Raw genomic sequence first — 16,054 nt, 5'->3', positions numbered from 1 at the left:
CAGTTGAAACACAATGGGAGCTCAATGATGAAGTCCACACCGCCCCTCGCGATACGGAGTTGGCGACGATTCGTCGCCATCGCAGGGTTGCTGATCGTCGCACTCGTGGCGATGATCGGTTGCAGTAGCGATTCGAACGACGAACCGACCAAGGCTGCAGAGCCCACGACCCGCGTGATCGAAACCGAAAAGGGCTCGGTCACCGTGCCCGCGTCGGCGGAGCGCATCGTGGTTCTGAGCGGCGGTCTCGCCGGATACCTGTACGCCCTGGACGCACCGGTGGTTGCCACCGATACCCGCGTCCTCGGTGTCACGAACCTCGACGGTGGATTCCCGCCGGCTTGGGCGGACGCCGCAAAGGCGCAGGGCACCAAGGAATTGCCGGCCGGCGAGCAGCTCAACATCGAAGCCGTCGCGGCGGCTGAGCCTGACCTGATCATCGGCGGTGGCCAGGGAATCACCTCGGTTCAGTCCGAGGAACTCTACGATCAGCTCACTGCTATCGCACCCACCGTCTTGGTCCCCAAGACGGTCGCCGCGTGGGACAAGCAGCTCGAAATCGTCGCCGACGCGGCGGGCCGTTCCGACCAGGTTCCGGCACTGATGAGCGCATACGAGGACAAGGTCAAAGAGGTCAAGGGCAAGATCAAGGTTCCCGAGGGCAACGTCGTCTACTTCCTCTCGGTCTCGAGCAACAAGCCGTACCTCGTTCCGCCGACGGCCGCGCTGCCCGCCATGCTCGCCGAGCTCGGTTTCAAGGCCGACGACGTCATGGCCAAGGCCGGCAACCCGCAGCTCTTCGGCTCGGGTGACTCGTTCGAGGTCAGCCCGGAACTGCTCTCGCAGGTCGCCGATGCTCCTGTCGCCTTTGTGATTCCGGTGTCCGGTCGCCCGATGGCCGAACTTGCCACCGATCCGCTTTACTCGCAGTTGCCGTCCTTCAAGGCAGGCACGACGTTCGAGCTCCCCGCCAGCAGCTACCGTCCTGACTACGACGGCGCAATGGCTACCCTCGACCTGATCGGCCAGACCTTCGCATGACTCGATTCGGTGGGCTGGTGATCGATGTTTCACCCTTGCGGACCAGCCGTCCCTTCAGGTACGCCTTTTCCGCGCGATTGATCTCGCTGCTCGGGATCGGACTGCTCGTCGTAGCCGTCCCCGCGCAGACGTACCAGCTCACCGGCTCGACCTTGCAGGTTGCCGGAGTGTCCACGGCGATGGCCATCGCCATGTTCTTCGGCAGCCTGTTCGGCGGCGTGCTCGCTGACCGTTACGATCGGCGACGCACCATCCAGTTGGCCCGCAGTGCTGCGGGTCTCGGCTTTGTCATTCTCGGGTGCAATGCGCTCTTGCCACACCCGTCGATGTGGGTCATCTACGTCGCGGCAGCTGTCGACGGCTTGGCCGGCGGTGTCAGCAGCTCGGCCTTGATGGCTTTGATGCCGACGTTGTTGCCGCGCAACAAGATGGCTGCGGCCGGCGCTTTGGTAGCGCTGACCACCGACATCGGGACGATGATCTCGCCGGCAATCGCCGGCGTGATCATCGCCTCCGGCGGCATTCCCGCGACATACTTTGTTGCTGCGGTGGCCACCGCAGCAACTGTCACGTTGTTCCAAGCCATCGGCCCTTCCCCTGCACCGGGCACGAATCACGAAAGCCCGATGCGCGCGCTGGTGACCGGCGTGAAATTCGCCGGCACGCACACAGTTATTCGCGGCATCCTGATCAGCGGTCTGTTGGTCATGTTCGTCAGCGGGCCGATGGTGTTGCTGCCTGCCTTCGTCGACCAGGTTCTCGGCGGCGGACCCACCATGCTCGGTCTGCTCTACGGCGCCCCCGCTGTCGGCGCTGTGGTCGGTTCCCTCACCAGCGGTTGGACCGGACGAGTCCACCGCAACGGCGCCGCGATGTTGATCTCTGTTGCGCTGATGCCTCTCGGCCTGGTGGTACTGGGTGCGTCGGGAGCAGCGATTGTCGCGTTCCTGGGCCTGGCCGGATTCGGCCTCGGCCGCGCACTCAACGACATTCTGAGATTTGCAGTCCTTCAACAGAACACGCCGGACGAATTGCGCGGACGCGTGTCCAGTCTGTGGATGGTGCAAGCCGTCACGGGTACGGCGATCGGTTCGATGGCAGCCGGGTTCCTCGGGCAGTGGCTCGAGCCTGGCGCCGCGCTACTGGTCTTGGGGCTCGCCGGTGTGACACTGGGCCTGGTGCTCCTGGCAGCATTGGGTTCGGTGCGCCGGGTAACTTCGGAGATCAACGAAGTCGATCTCTCCGAAAACACTGTGCCGGTGGGGAATGCTCCGCCGGAAAAGGAAGGTAGTTCATGAACCGAGGAGACCACCTCGCGACCATCGCCGAAGTTCTGGCGGGAACCACCGGCGCAAAAGTGCCGTACCCCATCGGCATTCGCGAACTCGAAGTTGTTCGCAGCGAAATGGTCGGGACCGGACTGTTGCGTCTGACCTTGGGTGGACCGGAGTTGGCGGGCTTCGAATCGCACGCTCCCGACGAGCATGTTCGCCTGGTCTACCCGGATGCAGACGGAACTTTACGTCTACCCGAACGCGACGGATTCAGCCTGAAGTGGCCTCGTCCATTGCCGATCTCGCGTGAGTACACCGTCCGTCGATACGACGCCGAGGCGGGGGAGCTGGACCTCGACTTCGCGCTCCACGAAGGTGGGTACGCCTCTGATTGGGCTCAGGCGGCGACCGTCGGCACTCGGGTGCACGTGGCAGGTCCGCCCGGTGGCGTCGTGGTTCCGTGGACGTACGACCGCTATCTGCTGGCCGGTGACATCACCGCCCTTCCTGCCATAGCTCGTTGGCTCGAGATGATGCCCGCTGCTGCCGCCGGGTGGGTGTTCGTCGAGATCACCGACCCTTCACAGGAAATCGAACTCACTGTTCCGGAAGGCGTCGAGGTGCGATGGCTGCACCGCGGTGACGTCCCAGCCGGTCACTCGGATCTGCTCGAGCAGGCAGTACGGACGGTCACCGTGCCCGAGGGCGAGCGTGTCTACGCCTGGATCTCCGGTGAGGCCACCAGTCTCAAGCCGATTCGCAGATTCGTGCGCGACGAACTCGGCCTGAGTTCGGGCGACCACCTGATCACGGGCTACTGGAAGCGCGGAGTCGCAGACTTCGACGAGGACGACGACGACCACTGAACATCGGTTGATGCCGGTTTCGGCATCGTCACCGCGACAACGAGTCCGACAATCGCAACGATTGCCGCCACTCCGAAAGCTGTGGCGAATGCCGAGTGCTGGGGAAGGCCGCCGGATGAAGTCGCGCTCGCGATGATCCCGGCGGCAATTTGGGTTCCCACAGCAGAACCCAGCGATCTGGCGATCGTGACTATTGCCGTCGTGACACCTACGCGGTCTGCCGGTGCGCTGTCGGCGGAGATGACGAACACTGCCGTCGACGCGGCGGCAACGCCGGTACCCGCAAGGATCAGCACCACAACGATCTGCCACATCGTGGTTGCAAAGACCCCGACGGCGCCGCTCAGGCCGAGGAAGGCAACTCCCGCTACCGCAATGGCTTTCGTGCCGACCCGTTGTGCGAGCTTTCCGGAGATCACCGACGCGATGACCGCTGCGCCGTAGCCGACGCACAGCAGGAAGCCGATGGCGCTGGTCGACGCACCGCGGCCGAATCCGCTCTCTGCCGGCACGGCGAGTTGTTGCGGAAGTAGATAGACAACAGCGCCGTAGGTGAACCCGAAAACCACGCCGACGACCACGGCGCTCCACATCGAACGATGCCGCATCATCGTCAGGTCGATCATCGGCTCGGTTGTCCGGCTCTGATACCTGGCCCAGATCGTGAACACGGCAGCGGAAGCGAGAACCAGCAGCATCGACGTCGGTGCGCCCCACCCGTTGCTCGATGCGCTCGCCAGCCACGCCGTCAGCGTCAACAATCCCAGAGCCAATCCGCCCGCTCCCGGCCAATCGAGTCGGCCGCCGACGTTCGACATGTGATCTCGTGGTGTGCTCACGGCAAAAGCAATTGCGCCGAGCAAAACGAACGCGGTCGGAACTGCATACATCGCGATGCGTGAGACGTTTTCCGCGACGGGCCCGGCCAATACGACTCCCAGAGCGCCGCCGGCCACTACAACAGCCCCGAGCAAACCCGTGGCCGTCTTCAGTCGGTCCGAGGACAAAGTGCGTCGTAGGACCACGAAGCTCACGGGAAGCAACCCGAGCCCGAATCCCTGGAGAAACTGGCCGAGGACGAACAGCGGGAAGATCGTTGCGAGAGCGGACACGCTGCCGCCCAGGACAACGATTGTCGTGATCGCGAGCAAGGTGGGGCGGGCGCCGTACACGTCGGCTATTCGCCCGGCCATCGGCGTGACGAGGACAGTGCTCAACGTCAGAGCGACGGATGCGAGCGCTCCGACGTCGGCCGTCACTCCGAAGTCTCTCTGTATCAGGGGGAGTGCGGGGACGATGATGCTTTCGAGCGCGGCCACGGCAGCGATCAGCAGGGTCAGGCTTGCGATAGTTGCTACCGGTCGCGGCTGATTGCCGGAGACGCTCTCTGTGGTCATCGTGCTCTCTTTCGATCGGGGAGTGAGGAGCTTATGGACGCGACGAAACGCCGCCCCTCCAAGAGCTCGGAAGGGTTGTGGCACTGGATATATCGGGCTGTGAAGTAGACCGTCTCTTTATTTCGTTACGCGTACCGTTATTGTGGAGAAATGTAATCGGATTCAGCGCACAAAGCAAGAGTCGGATGGGGTGGAAATGGTGCCATGTATCGCCAGATCGCAACGGGCAGACTTTTGCTGCTACCGTCGGTCGGTGTCAGGTGATGTGACGATGGGGCTCATTTCTCGATGAGCATGACGCTGGTCACCAAAATGCTTCTCCGAGCAGGGAGTTCATCTGCCGGACACATCCAAGGTCCCCGTTTGAATGCCGGGTTTGTTAGCTTTCTGCCTGTGACGCGACGTCACGGAAAGTTCACGAATCACGGAGGATCATCATGGGTTCTATTTCAACGATCATCGGAATCTTCGAGCTCTACAAGCTTCTCGAGCCGCTGCTGAGCTCGATGAGCTGATTCAGGTGTGATTTCGCTGTCGAGCCGGGGCGCCGAGGGACTCGGCTCGACAGCGGATCTCGAGGATCCGGCGCGATCAGGACCCGTGGAACGGATGTCGGCACCGGCAGAATTCCATCGCTCCGGTGTAGTGGTCCATCACCAGGATTTCTGCACACCGAGCGGGCTGCGGTGCGAACCTGAGGCAGCGCTCGATCCAGCCGCGCTCCAGCGAAGGGGCGGGGTGCGCGCAGTTCCCGCATCGGCCGGGACGTTCGGCGACACGTACGGAACCGTAGTGCTCCGGGGGCATGCCAAACATCTTGGTGGTGCGATGTTTCCAGGGCAATGGTTCGGCTCGAGCGGAAGCTATGTCACGAAAGCCCGGCGGCGAAATCCGAGGACCGAACCCGTTGAGCTGCGCTACCTGGATCCCTGATAATCCGATTGCCCAGACTGAGTTTTTTGGTGCAAGTTGCGGCTACTGCGCTGACGCCCAGAAATTCTCGGACTATCTGGGCAACGATCATGTGGTGGTAACCGCGAACAGAATCCGATCCGGCTCGCGTTGCATACGGGTGATCGCGACGCGGCCCCCGATCCAAGCACCAAGTGCACCAATCGCAACAGCGACAGGGATGGCGAAATAGTTCACCGGGTTCGGTGGCAGCGCCCCGAGTAGAACGCCGGGCGCCGTTGTCGCGGCGAAGATGACGATGGCGAGGATGATCAGTCCGAAGGACGAGCCGTCGAAGGACCCGCGGGTGTTGAAGGAGAACGTCTTCTTCATCTCCGGAACCGGGTAGGGCGATTTGGCGGATATCGCCACTACCAATCCTGCACCGACTCCCATCATCGAAATGCCGACGGCGATCGGCACGGCCAGTCGGTCGGTCCCGAGGTCCCCGAAGATCCGTACAGCAGCTGTTGCGACGACCACGAAGGGTGTCATCACGATCACCCACGCGATTTGTCGGCCCCGGACGTCAGCGGCAGCGGCTTCGGGGATCATCACCAGATGCCAGATCGATGCGCCGTCGAATCCGTACAGATTCGATCCGGCTGCCATTGCCAGGTAGATCAGGAACCAGGCACCCCATGCGGCGGAGAAGGGGATCGATGACGAGATCAGCGGTCCGAAGCCGGAGACCAAGGTCATGATGGCAACGGAGAGCAGTTGTGTTCGTCGGCGCATGTCTCCGTGCCAGAGCGAAATCTCGCGAGAGATGACGGTGCCCAGTCGGGATGCGCGCCAACCGGTTCGAATGTCGCGGCCCTGGTTCTTCAATTGCACGGAAGTGGCGCCCGCTGATTCTGCGACCTTCCCGTTGAAGTAGCGAACGACCAGGCGTTGCCATGACCACAGCAGTGCGAGATCGACCAGCACCAGGGCGAGGACTGCTCCGGCGGCGAGGAGCCAGGCGCCTCCTGCTGCTGCGTCGACACTGGTGATTCCCCACGCGAACGGGATCGAATGCGCGACCGTGAGCGGCCACGTGACGTCGCCGTCCACGACCGTGCCGAGGCGACTCTGCAGCGGAAATTGCAGCAGATACAGTCCGCCGAAGAACGTGCCGAATGCCAACAGTCCCAGTTCGCGGCTGCGACGACTCCGCAGGAGCTGCGACATCGCCAGCATCGCGACCCGTGAGGTGCCGACAATGAGCAGGACCGTTGCGGGCCAGGCGATAATGGCCAATGGCAGTGCGGCAGGGTGGTGTGTAGCGGCATAAATTGGAATCGCTGCTGCAGCCAACGCGGTAATCGGCACGGTCATACCGACCAGCGACGTCGAGAACAGTGCTCTGGCGAGTCGGACGGGTTCCAGGGGGAGTAGTTGGAAATGTCTGGGGTGAAGATTGTCATCTGACAGGCCAGACATGATCGGCATCAAGATCCACATCACGCCGATAGCCGAAAGTGCGAGACTGGTTGTGCCGCTGACGAGATCGGGAGAAACACCGTTCTTTCCCGAAGCTCGTAGGCACAGTAGCGCTACCCCCAGAACCCCGAACAACGCTGCAATGACCTTGATTACAGCTCTTCCACCGGTGAACTGACGTTTGTAGAGGGTCATGCGCATGCGGAGAACAGTGCGCCACACAGAGACCGACGGGTTCCAGTGTGTCGGTGAAAAGCTGGTGGTGATCATGCGCGCATCCATGACAGTCCGTCGGGATTGGGACTGCGGCTACCGACAAGGCGAACGAATGCCTCGTCGAGAGTGTTGCCTGCGCGCACCTCGTCGACCGTTCCTGAAGCCACGACGCGACCGTCTGCGATGACTCCGATGTGAGTACACAGTTGTTCGACAAGGGCCATCACGTGACTGGAAAGAATGACCGAGCCACCTGAGTGGACGAACGAGAGCAGAATGCTCCGAATTCCGGCCGAAGAAATGGGGTCGACAGCTTCGAACGGCTCATCCAGTACCAGTAAGCGAGGGCCGTGCAACAAGGCCGAGGCCAACCCGATTTTCTTCGTCATGCCCGCTGAATAATCGGCGATGACCGTTCCACCTGCATCGGCGAGATCGAGCGCGGCCAACAGTTCGTCGCGTCGTGACGCGATGACGTCCTCTGGCATACCGCGCAGTCGCCCGAAATAGGTGAGTAGTTCATGACCGGTAAACTGCGCGGGTAGCGCCAAACCGTCGGGTAGAACGCCGAGCAGACTCTTCGCTGCCACAGGGTCGTTCCACACGTCGTAGCCGTACACCAGGCTGCGACCGTAGTGCGGGCGAAGCAATCCGACAGCCATCGACAATGTGGTCGTTTTTCCCGCACCATTCGGCCCAACCAGACCGAACAACGAACCTGAGGGCACCGCAAGGGAAAGGTCGTTCACAGCAACTTTCGCGCCGAACGCCATGCAGAGGTGTTCCACTTGCAAAGCCATCGGTCCGGGAGGTAACTGTCCTGTCTCGGGGAGAGGGTGCATCGATCGAGGGTAACTGTCCGGAGCCATGTGCGCGGAGACGGAGCGGAGCGATGCAGGCTGCGTGCACCGAATGTCATTCCTAGGTGGGGGTTGCGATATGAGTCGCTGGTTCGCAAGGGGAGCGGATGGCAGGAGTCGAACCTGCGTGGACGGTTTTGCAGACCGCTGCCTTGCCGCTCGGCCACACCCGCATTGATCCAATTATGTTCGTAGTGAACAACAGTCGCCACCATTGTGATCAGGGTGAGTTGATCGCCGTGTGACGGATCGCAGGGACTGCGGGGGAAGTGCCGGGTCAGGCGCGGGAGAACACCGCGACCAGGAATTCGGAATCCTCCTTGAACGGGCGAAGATCCCACGTGGAGAGCAGCAGATCAGCCTCGAGGCCACTCGCAGTCGCGTCGGCGAGAAACTCGGGGAACTCGTAGCCACGGCCGGCACCGAATCCGATGACCACTCGGCCGCTCGGAGCGAGATGACGAGCAAATCCTGACAATACTGCTTGCCTGGTGGACGGAGCGAGAAACGCCACCACGTTGCCTGCCGACACGATGACGTCGAAATCCGCCTCGACACCGCGGGCCGGCAGATCGAGTTCGGCGAGATCGCCGACAAGCCACGTCGGTCCGGGGTGGTCTTCTTCTGCGGCAGCGATGAGAACCGGGTCGACATCGACTCCGACAACCACATGCCCGACGTCGTGCAGATAACCGCCGAGTCGGCCAGGCCCGCACCCTGCATCGAGAACCCGGCCACCGCGTCCGAGCATCGCGTCGATCAAACGTGCTTCCCCGACAATGTCCTTGCCGTCCGCTCTCATGGAACGGAAACGCTCGACATATCGTGTGGAATGCGTCGAGTCGGCTGCAGTGATCTCTTCCCACTGGCTGGGGATGCGCTCGTTCGGGGCGTGTGCAGTCATCTTTCGAGGGTACCGACAGCTCACCGGGTGCCGACGACCGTCCCGTCTGCGGCATATCCGACGAGGGTTGGACGAGGGGACGTGAGCGACAGGGGAATCCATCCGTAGAAGCGGTCTTCGGCAAGAATTGTCGGATAGATCTGGCCGTCTGCGGTGTGAAGTTCGGCTCGGACAGCACCTCCCGCCCCTGCGTCGTAGGTCGCCTCGTGCGGACCGGCCTCGTACCCGGCGCCGCCCCCGAATGAATCTGCGCCGTACAAGTCAATTGATCTGCAGCCGTGTCCGAGGCCGATGAATTTCGACGGACCAACCTTCTCGATGTCGGCTGACGCCTCGAAAACCGGGGCGACGCACCTCCAGCCATTGGCGCCGTGGGCGACAAAGACGCTGAACAAGGTTCCGTCAGGTCCGGGAATGGACCCGACCCGCTCGGCGGTGGACGGATCTATTCCGCCGTTGGTTCCCGGCATCGTCTGCCAACCCGAGTACATGTCGGTGAACGCTTTCGGCATCATCCCCGTGGCAGCGGCGCAGCCCACCACCACTGCTGCGCAGATCGCCGCGACGAGAACGATGGCACCGACGCGACGGCGTGGAGCTTTGGTTGCCCCAATGTTGGTTTCGGTAGCCATGATTCGGGTGCGTGCGGCATCTTGGACGTTCTCGGGCCAGAGTTCGGCGGAAACCGTATCGCTCGGCCGCAGCTTCTCGAGCGTGGTCAGCAGATCTTTGGTCATGGGGTACTCCCGTGTTCGGCGGCAGCGCAAGGTCGGGCGGTGTTCATCGGGATTACGGTGACGGATTCTGAAGTCAACCCGGGGCGCAATCGATGCCGAGCGCGAAAGAGACGAACATGCATGGCCGGAACCGAACACCCAGCGACCCGCGCGGCTTCGGTGGCGGTCAACCCGTCCCAGGCAGTTAGGAGCAGGGCTTCACGTTCGGTGACGGTGAGTGTTGCCAGTGCTTCGAGCAGTTCCGTGCGTTCGGTGACAGTGACGTCGGCGCCCGGCGTCGATGCCGCAATCTGCTCGATGCGTCCCATTTTCTCGGTGAGCGCGTCAAGGCGCCGAACGCTGCGACGGTTGTTGTTCACGGTGTTTCGAGCCACCACCAACAGCCACGGCAGTGCCTGCTCGGGCACTTCGTCCAAGCGTCGCCAGGCAACGAGGAACGTCTCGGAGACAACCTCCTGCGCGCTGTGATGATCAACGTGGCGACAGGTATACGCGAACACCCGACCGGCGTAGGCGTCCCACAGGGCGGTGAACCGCTCTTCGCCGCTCGGCGGCGGCTGTTCCTCGGATTTCGGGGTCATATGAAGAGATGTCCGGCTGGTTGCTGATCCTTACAGCCTCTGAGCTAATGGACGGTTTGGCGTGTTACTCCGGCCGAGAACTCCCACTGTCAGAAGCAACAGAGCGAGGATGTACAGCGTCATGATCCAGATGCCCGCAGCGGCAGGCTGCCACTTGTTCGCCTGGCCGAGCAGGATGAGGGCGTCAGAGGTGAGGAACAGCGCGCCGCCGATACCGGTGATCGAGTTGTACGTCAGTGCGGTTGATGCGGTTCCCGCCAGGATTGCGGCGTACACGGGGACGGCAATTCGAAGTGCCGGTTCGAGACCGGGCCAGGTGTACGACACAAGAGCGATCCCAGCGACGGTGTAAGCGCACAGAAACCATGGCCGCCTTCGTATCTCCCGAAGCGCGCCGTGTGAGAGAAAGAATCGGATGAAGCAGAGGTGACCGATCGCGAAGGCTGCCATCCCGATGACAAACGTGGACTCCCAGATCAGGAACAAATCTCCGAAAGCACAGGCAATCAGCGCAGCAGCAACAATTCGAGGTCCGCGTCGGGCGACAACCCAGGCAGCCAGAATCGGAGCGAGCATGACCTTGGTGATCCCGTCCCAGGGCGCAGCATCAGCGGCATTGAGGATCAGATGGACAATCGCTACCGCTGAAAACACGACGAACCATGGGGCCCGGATGATGCTCGGCAGCCCGGGGTCGAGGTCAGATTCACGCATCGGCTCAGTGTAGGAAGTCCGCTGCACGCTCGGCGAGGTCGAGCGCCGGCTGGGGGAGTATGCCGAGGATGAGCGTGACACCGGCGCCGAGGCCGATCACACTGCTGGTCAGTGCACTCGGTACCACGACGGTCGGAGCGTCTGCGGCCGATTCGGTGAAGAACATCAACACGATCACTCGCACGTAGAAGTACGCGGCGATCGCGCTGCACAGGACGCCGACGATCACGAGAGGTGCGGCCCCGCCCTCCGCTGCCGCGCTGAACACCGCGAACTTTCCGATGAACCCACTGGTCAACGGGATCCCGGCGAAAGCCAACAGGAACAGTGCAAACACAACTCCGACCAGCGGTGAGCGCCGGCCCAATCCGGCCCAGCGCGAGAGCGTCGCGACCTCACCGTCTGCGTCCCGAACCAGACTCACGACGGCGAACGCGCCCACGGTGCTGAATCCGTAGGCCAGAAGGTAGAACATCGCCGAGGCCAGGCCGGCGTCCGAATCCGCAACCACAGCGGTCAGAATGAATCCGGTGTGCGCGATGGCCGAATACGCGAGCATCCGCTTCATATCGGTTTGCGTCACAGCGACGATCGATCCGACAACCATCGTGAGAATCGCGACCGCCCACACCAGTGGACGCCAGTTCACGTACTCGTTGGGCAGAGCCACATAGAAGACACGAAGGATGGCACCGAATGCGGCGATCTTGGTCGCAGTAGCCATGAAACTGGTGATCGGCGTCGGCGCCCCTTGATAGACGTCGGGAATCCACGAATGGAACGGCACGGCACCGACTTTGAACAGTAATCCCACGGCCACGAGTGCTGTCCCGAGCCACAGGAAGGCGTCGGTACCCGACCCGCTGCGAGCTGCGTCGGCGATACCGGAGAGCGTGACCGTCCCGGCATAGCCGTACAGCAACGCAATTCCGAAAACGAAGAACGCCGACGAAAATGCCCCGAGCAGAAAGTACTTGAGCGCAGCTTCCTGGGAGAGCAGGCGACGTCGGCGTGCCAGACCACACAGGAGATACAGAGGCAGTGAGAACACTTCGAGCGCAACGAACATCGTCAGCAGATCGTTGGACGCGGGAAAGAGGAGCATGCCGCCGACAGCGAAGAGGGTGAGCGGAAAGACCTCGGTCTGGGCGATACCGACCTTGACCGCTTCTTGTTCCGCAACACTTCCGGGGACGCTCGACGCTTGAGGGGTGAAACCGCCGAGCGCGTCGTGTTGCGCGATCACCTCGGCGGTGTTGCCCGAGCCTCGCTCGGCGATCAGCAGTACTGCGGGGATCGACACGAGAAGGATCGTGGCCTGCAGGAAAAGGGTCGGACCGTCGACCGCTACAGAACCCATCATCGCCGTCGACCGCGTGCCGGCGAGTAGAAGCACTGCCACGAACGCGGCCGCCAAACCTGCGACACCGAGGACGAGTTGCACGGGGTATCGAAAACGCCGGGGTGCAAACGCCTCGATGAGTACGCCCACAACCGCAACACCGAACACGATCAACATTGGCGAGAGCAAGCTGTATTCGACACTGGGTGACGCCGTGCCGGCTGAGCCGAGGATGGTCACGTCGTTGAAGGAACTCATTTGTGGGCACCTCCTTCGTGATCGGCGACGAGCGGGGTCGGAGCCTCGTCGACGACCGTATGGCTCACTGCAGGAGTGATGACGTCCAAGGCAGGCTTGGGGTAGATGCCGAGAAGCAACAGGAGTGCGATCAGAGGGGCGACCACCACGAGTTCGCGTCGAGCGAGGTCGCGGATCGTTCCCTGCCCTTCCTTCACAGGTCCGCCCATCATGCGCTGGTAGAGCCAGAGTATGTAGATCGCGGACAGGACAAGCGCGGCAGTCGCCGCGATAGCGGCCACGTGGTATCGCGAGTACGTCCCGATCAGCACCAGGAACTCACTGATGAACGGCGCGAGACCCGGCAGCGACAGCGTTGCCAGCCCCGCAACGAGGAATGTGCCGGCAAGTACGGGTGCAACTTTCTGGACGCCGCCGTACGCCGCGATCGATCGAGTACCTCGCTGCGAGACGAGGAATCCCGCAATCAAGAACAGAGCCGCAGTGGAGACTCCGTGATTGACCATGTACAGCGCGGAACCCGCCTGGCTCTGGCTGGTCATCGCGAAGATTCCGAGAATGATGAAGCCGAAGTGCGAAATCGACGTGTAGGCGATAAGTCTCATTACGTCTGTTTGTGCGATCGCCAGTATTGCGCCGTAGACGATCCCGATAACGGCGAGCGTGATGATCCACGGTGCAAAAGTCGACGACGACTCCGGGAACAGTTGCAGGCAGTAGCGAATCATCGCGAACGTGCCCACCTTGTCCACGACCGCCATCATCAACACTGCTGTCGACGGAGTCGATTCCACCGCGGAGTCCGGCAACCAACTGTGCAGCGGCCAGAGCGGTGCTTTCACCGCGAACGCGAACATGAATCCGAGGAACAAGGCGTTGAGCACCCCGGGCCCCACACCGAGTTCACCGCTGTTTGCCGCTGAGGCGATCGCCCGGAAGTCGAAAGTGCCGCTCGCGAAGGGACTCTCGTCGCGCGTGGTGACCACATACAGGCCGATGACTGCAGCGAGCATGACCAGGCCGCCGAGGAGGTTGTAGAGCAGAAACTTCACGGCTGCGCGAGATCTGCCCACTCCGCCGAACCCGCCGATGAGGAAATACATCGGTATCAGCATTGCCTCGAAGAAAATGTAGAACAAGAGAATGTCCAAGGCGCTGAACGAAATCATCACCATGGACTCGACAACAAGGATCAGCGCGAAATAGGTGTGCGGCATTCTCTTGGGTGATGCCGGGTCTGCTGGGACGTCGTTCCAGCCCGCGATCAGTAGTAATGGCACCAGCACTGCGGTGAGAAGAACCAGAACGAGTGCGATCCCGTCGAGTCCGAGTGTGTAGCTGGTACCGAAAGCCGGTATCCAGCTGTGGCTTTCGACAAATTGAAATTGTTCGCCGCCGCGGTCGAACGCAACCCCGAGAACGGCGGCGACCACCAGGACTGCCACGGACACAGTCAATGCGAGAGACTTCGCAAATTGGTACGACCGTGCCGGCAGAGCGAGGACAACACCCGCTCCGATGAGCGGAAGCAACCAGAGCACCGTCAGCGCGGGGAAGCCGGTATTGGTCACAGAGTCGCTCACCGCCGCTTCGATCACCACAGTGTCACCGCCATCATTGTCGCGACCACGAGTGTTGCTCCGACAAACATCACCAGTGCGTACGAGCGAACAAACCCGGTCTGTAGCTTCCGCGTGAGCGCGGACAGCCCGGTGACGACCACCGCAAAGCTGCCCACGACGCCGCCTATTCCCTTGGTGTCGAACACTTCCAACGACTTGGTGAGTTGTTGTCCAGGCTTCATGAACACCGTCTCGTTGAAGGCGTCACCGTACAGATCGCGGCGAGCCGCACCGGTCAACGGTGAAACCGGAGTCGGTGCCACAAGTGGAATCTCCCGGGTGGCGTACTCGCGATACGCAATCGCGACGCCGGCGACAACTGCGAGCAGCGCCAGCGCGGTGATCGACCATGCGGGTATCGGCGGTTCGACGTGATGTGAGCCGACAACCGGTTCGAGCCAGTTCTGCAAGCTGGACCCGATGGTCAGGAGCATCCCGGCGCCGACGGACCCCACCGCCAGGATGATCATCGGAGACGTCATCACCGCCGGAGATTCGTGAGGTTTCTGGTTCTCCCAGCGGGCCTTCCCGAAGAAGGTCATCAGCATCACGCGGCTCATGTAGAAGGCAGTGAGCGCCGCACCCAACAGCGTGACGATGCCCAGCACAACACCCTTGATGCCGCCCTCGCCGATCGCAACCTCGATGATCTTGTCCTTGGAGAAGAACCCGGCAAACGGCGGAACACCGATGATGGCAAGGTATCCGAGCCCGAACGTGACAAAAGTCAGTGGCATGAACGCTCGGAGCCCGCCGTAGCTCCGCATGTCGGTTTCGTCGTTCATCGCGTGCATCACCGAACCCGCGCCGAGGAACAGGCCTGCCTTGAAGAATCCGTGGGTGATCAGATGAAGGATTGCGAAGGCGTATCCAGCTGGTCCGAGACCCGCTGCCAGGACCATGTATCCGATCTGACTCATGGTCGATGCGGCGAGCGCTTTCTTGATGTCGTCCTTCGCGCAGCCGATGATCGCACCGAACAGCAGCGTCACGGCACCGACGATGACAACCACGAGTTGAGCGTCGGGTGCGAGATCGAAGATCGGATTGGAGCGCACGATCAGGTAGACGCCGGCCGTGACCATCGTGGCCGCGTGAATCAGCGCCGAGACGGGGGTGGGGCCCTCCATCGCGTCGCCGAGCCACGACTGCAGTGGCACCTGCGCCGACTTCGCGCATGCAGCGAGGAGGAGCATCAGGCCGATCGCCGTCAGGACACCTTCGCTTGCACCAGACGCGTCGGCGAAGACGCTGCTGAACGAGAGCGAGCCGAACGTGCTGAACATCAACATCATCGCGATCATCAATCCGATGTCGCCCACCCGATTGACGACAAAAGCCTTCTTGGCAGCGGTCGCCGCCGACGGCTTGTGCTGCCAGAAACCGATCAGCAGGTACGACGCCAAACCGACGCCTTCCCAGCCGACGTAGAGCCCGAGGAAGTTGTCGGCGAGCACGAGGAGCAGCATCGCAGCGAGGAAGAGATTGAGGTAGGCGAAGAACTTACGACGCTCGGGGTCGTGCGCCATGTAGCCGACCGAGTAGATGTGGATCAGCGAACCTACACCGGTGATGAGCAGGACGAAACACATCGACAGTTGATCAAGCTGCAGTCCGAACTCGACCTGAAGACTGTCGACCGGGACCCAACTGAACAGGTGCTCGGTGACGGTGCGGTCGGCGGTGTCGCGGCCGAGCATGGCGATGAAAAACACCACTGCGACGGCAAACGACGCGAGTGCCATGACGCAGGCGAACAGGTGGCCCCACGCGTTCGTGCGACGACCCGCCAGCAACAGGACAGCGGCGCCGCACAGGGGCAGGGCGGGGAGCAACCAGATGGCGGACGTGATTCCTCCTGACATG

The 16,054-nt window shown here is 62.1% G+C and carries 13 protein-coding genes and 1 tRNA gene; 3 read left to right on the top strand and 11 right to left on the bottom strand.

Translation table 11 applies throughout. The annotated features are described in order from the left end of the window. Window positions 1-27 precede the first annotated feature (27 nt). Genes ATN38_RS18895 through ATN38_RS18885 form a run of 3 tightly spaced genes read left to right on the top strand, consistent with a single transcriptional unit; the run spans window position 28 to window position 3,181 of the window. Window positions 28-1,041 carry a Fe2+-enterobactin ABC transporter substrate-binding protein gene (locus ATN38_RS18895; protein ID WP_003942170.1) on the top strand — a complete coding sequence of 338 codons (1,014 nt, stop codon included), beginning with the start codon at window positions 28-30 and terminating at the stop codon, window positions 1,039-1,041. Continuing rightward, window positions 1,038-2,339 (top strand): enterobactin transporter EntS, encoded by a 1,302-nt coding sequence (entS, locus tag ATN38_RS18890; protein WP_007735127.1) that lies wholly within the window; start codon window positions 1,038-1,040, stop codon window positions 2,337-2,339. Before ATN38_RS18895 ends, entS begins: the two co-directional genes overlap by 4 nt. Then, window positions 2,336-3,181, top strand: coding sequence for a siderophore-interacting protein (locus tag ATN38_RS18885; protein WP_047271424.1), 846 nt, complete (start codon window positions 2,336-2,338; stop codon window positions 3,179-3,181). Before entS ends, ATN38_RS18885 begins: the two co-directional genes overlap by 4 nt. Here the strand turns inward: ATN38_RS18885 and ATN38_RS18880 are convergent. The 11 genes from ATN38_RS18880 to nuoL form a co-directional block, all read right to left on the bottom strand. Further along, window positions 3,130-4,578: an MFS transporter gene (locus ATN38_RS18880; RefSeq protein ID WP_218748363.1), complete on the bottom strand. Its 1,449-nt coding sequence runs from the start codon at window positions 4,576-4,578 to the stop codon at window positions 3,130-3,132. The two genes, ATN38_RS18885 and ATN38_RS18880, sit on opposite strands and share 52 nt — an antisense overlap. A 1,020-nt stretch (window positions 4,579-5,598) precedes the next feature. Continuing rightward, window positions 5,599-7,224 carry an ABC transporter permease gene (locus ATN38_RS18875; RefSeq protein WP_218748362.1) on the bottom strand — a complete coding sequence of 542 codons (1,626 nt, stop codon included), beginning with the start codon at window positions 7,222-7,224 and terminating at the stop codon, window positions 5,599-5,601. Then, window positions 7,221-8,012, bottom strand: a complete 792-nt coding sequence (locus tag ATN38_RS18870) for an ABC transporter ATP-binding protein (protein ID WP_019748159.1) — start codon at window positions 8,010-8,012, stop codon at window positions 7,221-7,223. The genes ATN38_RS18875 and ATN38_RS18870 overlap by 4 nt, the downstream gene beginning before the upstream one ends. A 120-nt stretch (window positions 8,013-8,132) precedes the next feature. Next, window positions 8,133-8,203, bottom strand: a tRNA-Cys gene (locus ATN38_RS18865). Window positions 8,204-8,307: 104 nt separating this feature from the next. Continuing rightward, window positions 8,308-8,934, bottom strand: a complete 627-nt coding sequence (locus ATN38_RS18860) for a trans-aconitate 2-methyltransferase (RefSeq protein WP_003942244.1) — start codon at window positions 8,932-8,934, stop codon at window positions 8,308-8,310. Window positions 8,935-8,954: 20 nt separating this feature from the next. Further along, window positions 8,955-9,671 carry a hypothetical protein gene (locus ATN38_RS18855; protein WP_218748361.1) on the bottom strand — a complete coding sequence of 239 codons (717 nt, stop codon included), beginning with the start codon at window positions 9,669-9,671 and terminating at the stop codon, window positions 8,955-8,957. Beyond that, window positions 9,668-10,252, bottom strand: coding sequence for an RNA polymerase sigma factor (locus ATN38_RS18850; RefSeq protein WP_218748360.1), 585 nt, complete (start codon window positions 10,250-10,252; stop codon window positions 9,668-9,670). The genes ATN38_RS18855 and ATN38_RS18850 overlap by 4 nt, the downstream gene beginning before the upstream one ends. A 30-nt stretch (window positions 10,253-10,282) precedes the next feature. Continuing rightward, window positions 10,283-10,966 carry a lysoplasmalogenase gene (locus ATN38_RS18845; RefSeq protein ID WP_218748359.1) on the bottom strand — a complete coding sequence of 228 codons (684 nt, stop codon included), beginning with the start codon at window positions 10,964-10,966 and terminating at the stop codon, window positions 10,283-10,285. A 4-nt stretch (window positions 10,967-10,970) separates the two neighbouring features. Next, window positions 10,971-12,566 (bottom strand): NADH-quinone oxidoreductase subunit NuoN, encoded by a 1,596-nt coding sequence (gene nuoN / locus ATN38_RS18840; RefSeq protein WP_218748358.1) that lies wholly within the window; start codon window positions 12,564-12,566, stop codon window positions 10,971-10,973. Continuing rightward, complete coding sequence (locus ATN38_RS18835; RefSeq protein ID WP_218748357.1) at window positions 12,563-14,167, bottom strand: NADH-quinone oxidoreductase subunit M; 1,605 nt, start codon at window positions 14,165-14,167, stop codon at window positions 12,563-12,565. The genes nuoN and ATN38_RS18835 overlap by 4 nt, the downstream gene beginning before the upstream one ends. Beyond that, complete coding sequence (gene nuoL, locus ATN38_RS18830; RefSeq protein WP_218748355.1) at window positions 14,161-16,053, bottom strand: NADH-quinone oxidoreductase subunit L; 1,893 nt, start codon at window positions 16,051-16,053, stop codon at window positions 14,161-14,163. The genes ATN38_RS18835 and nuoL overlap by 7 nt, the downstream gene beginning before the upstream one ends. Between the last annotated feature and the right edge of the window lies 1 nt (window position 16,054).

Origin of the sequence: Rhodococcus sp. FH8, assembly GCF_019266085.1 — a bacterium.
In the GTDB taxonomy this organism is placed as follows: domain Bacteria; phylum Actinomycetota; class Actinomycetes; order Mycobacteriales; family Mycobacteriaceae; genus Rhodococcus_F; species Rhodococcus_F qingshengii.
The sequence above is the reverse complement of the archived record's forward strand: the minus strand, read 5'-3'. Positions and strand labels throughout refer to the sequence as shown.

Bases quoted from the DNA above. Each gene is read 5' to 3' on its own strand.
- ATN38_RS18895 (WP_003942170.1), top strand. From the start codon at position 28: ATGAAGTCCACACCGCCCCTCGCGATACGGAGTTGGCGACGATTCGTC.
- entS (WP_007735127.1), top strand. From the start codon at position 1,038: ATGACTCGATTCGGTGGGCTGGTGATCGATGTTTCACCCTTGCGGACC.
- ATN38_RS18885 (WP_047271424.1), top strand. From the start codon at position 2,336: ATGAACCGAGGAGACCACCTCGCGACCATCGCCGAAGTTCTGGCGGGA.
- ATN38_RS18880 (WP_218748363.1), bottom strand. From the start codon at position 4,578: ATGACCACAGAGAGCGTCTCCGGCAATCAGCCGCGACCGGTAGCAACT.
- ATN38_RS18875 (WP_218748362.1), bottom strand. From the start codon at position 7,224: ATGATCACCACCAGCTTTTCACCGACACACTGGAACCCGTCGGTCTCT.
- ATN38_RS18870 (WP_019748159.1), bottom strand. From the start codon at position 8,012: ATGCACCCTCTCCCCGAGACAGGACAGTTACCTCCCGGACCGATGGCT.
- ATN38_RS18860 (WP_003942244.1), bottom strand. From the start codon at position 8,934: ATGACTGCACACGCCCCGAACGAGCGCATCCCCAGCCAGTGGGAAGAG.
- ATN38_RS18855 (WP_218748361.1), bottom strand. From the start codon at position 9,671: ATGACCAAAGATCTGCTGACCACGCTCGAGAAGCTGCGGCCGAGCGAT.
- ATN38_RS18850 (WP_218748360.1), bottom strand. From the start codon at position 10,252: ATGACCCCGAAATCCGAGGAACAGCCGCCGCCGAGCGGCGAAGAGCGG.
- ATN38_RS18845 (WP_218748359.1), bottom strand. From the start codon at position 10,966: ATGCGTGAATCTGACCTCGACCCCGGGCTGCCGAGCATCATCCGGGCC.
- nuoN (WP_218748358.1), bottom strand. From the start codon at position 12,566: ATGAGTTCCTTCAACGACGTGACCATCCTCGGCTCAGCCGGCACGGCG.
- nuoL (WP_218748355.1), bottom strand. From the start codon at position 16,053: ATGTCAGGAGGAATCACGTCCGCCATCTGGTTGCTCCCCGCCCTGCCC.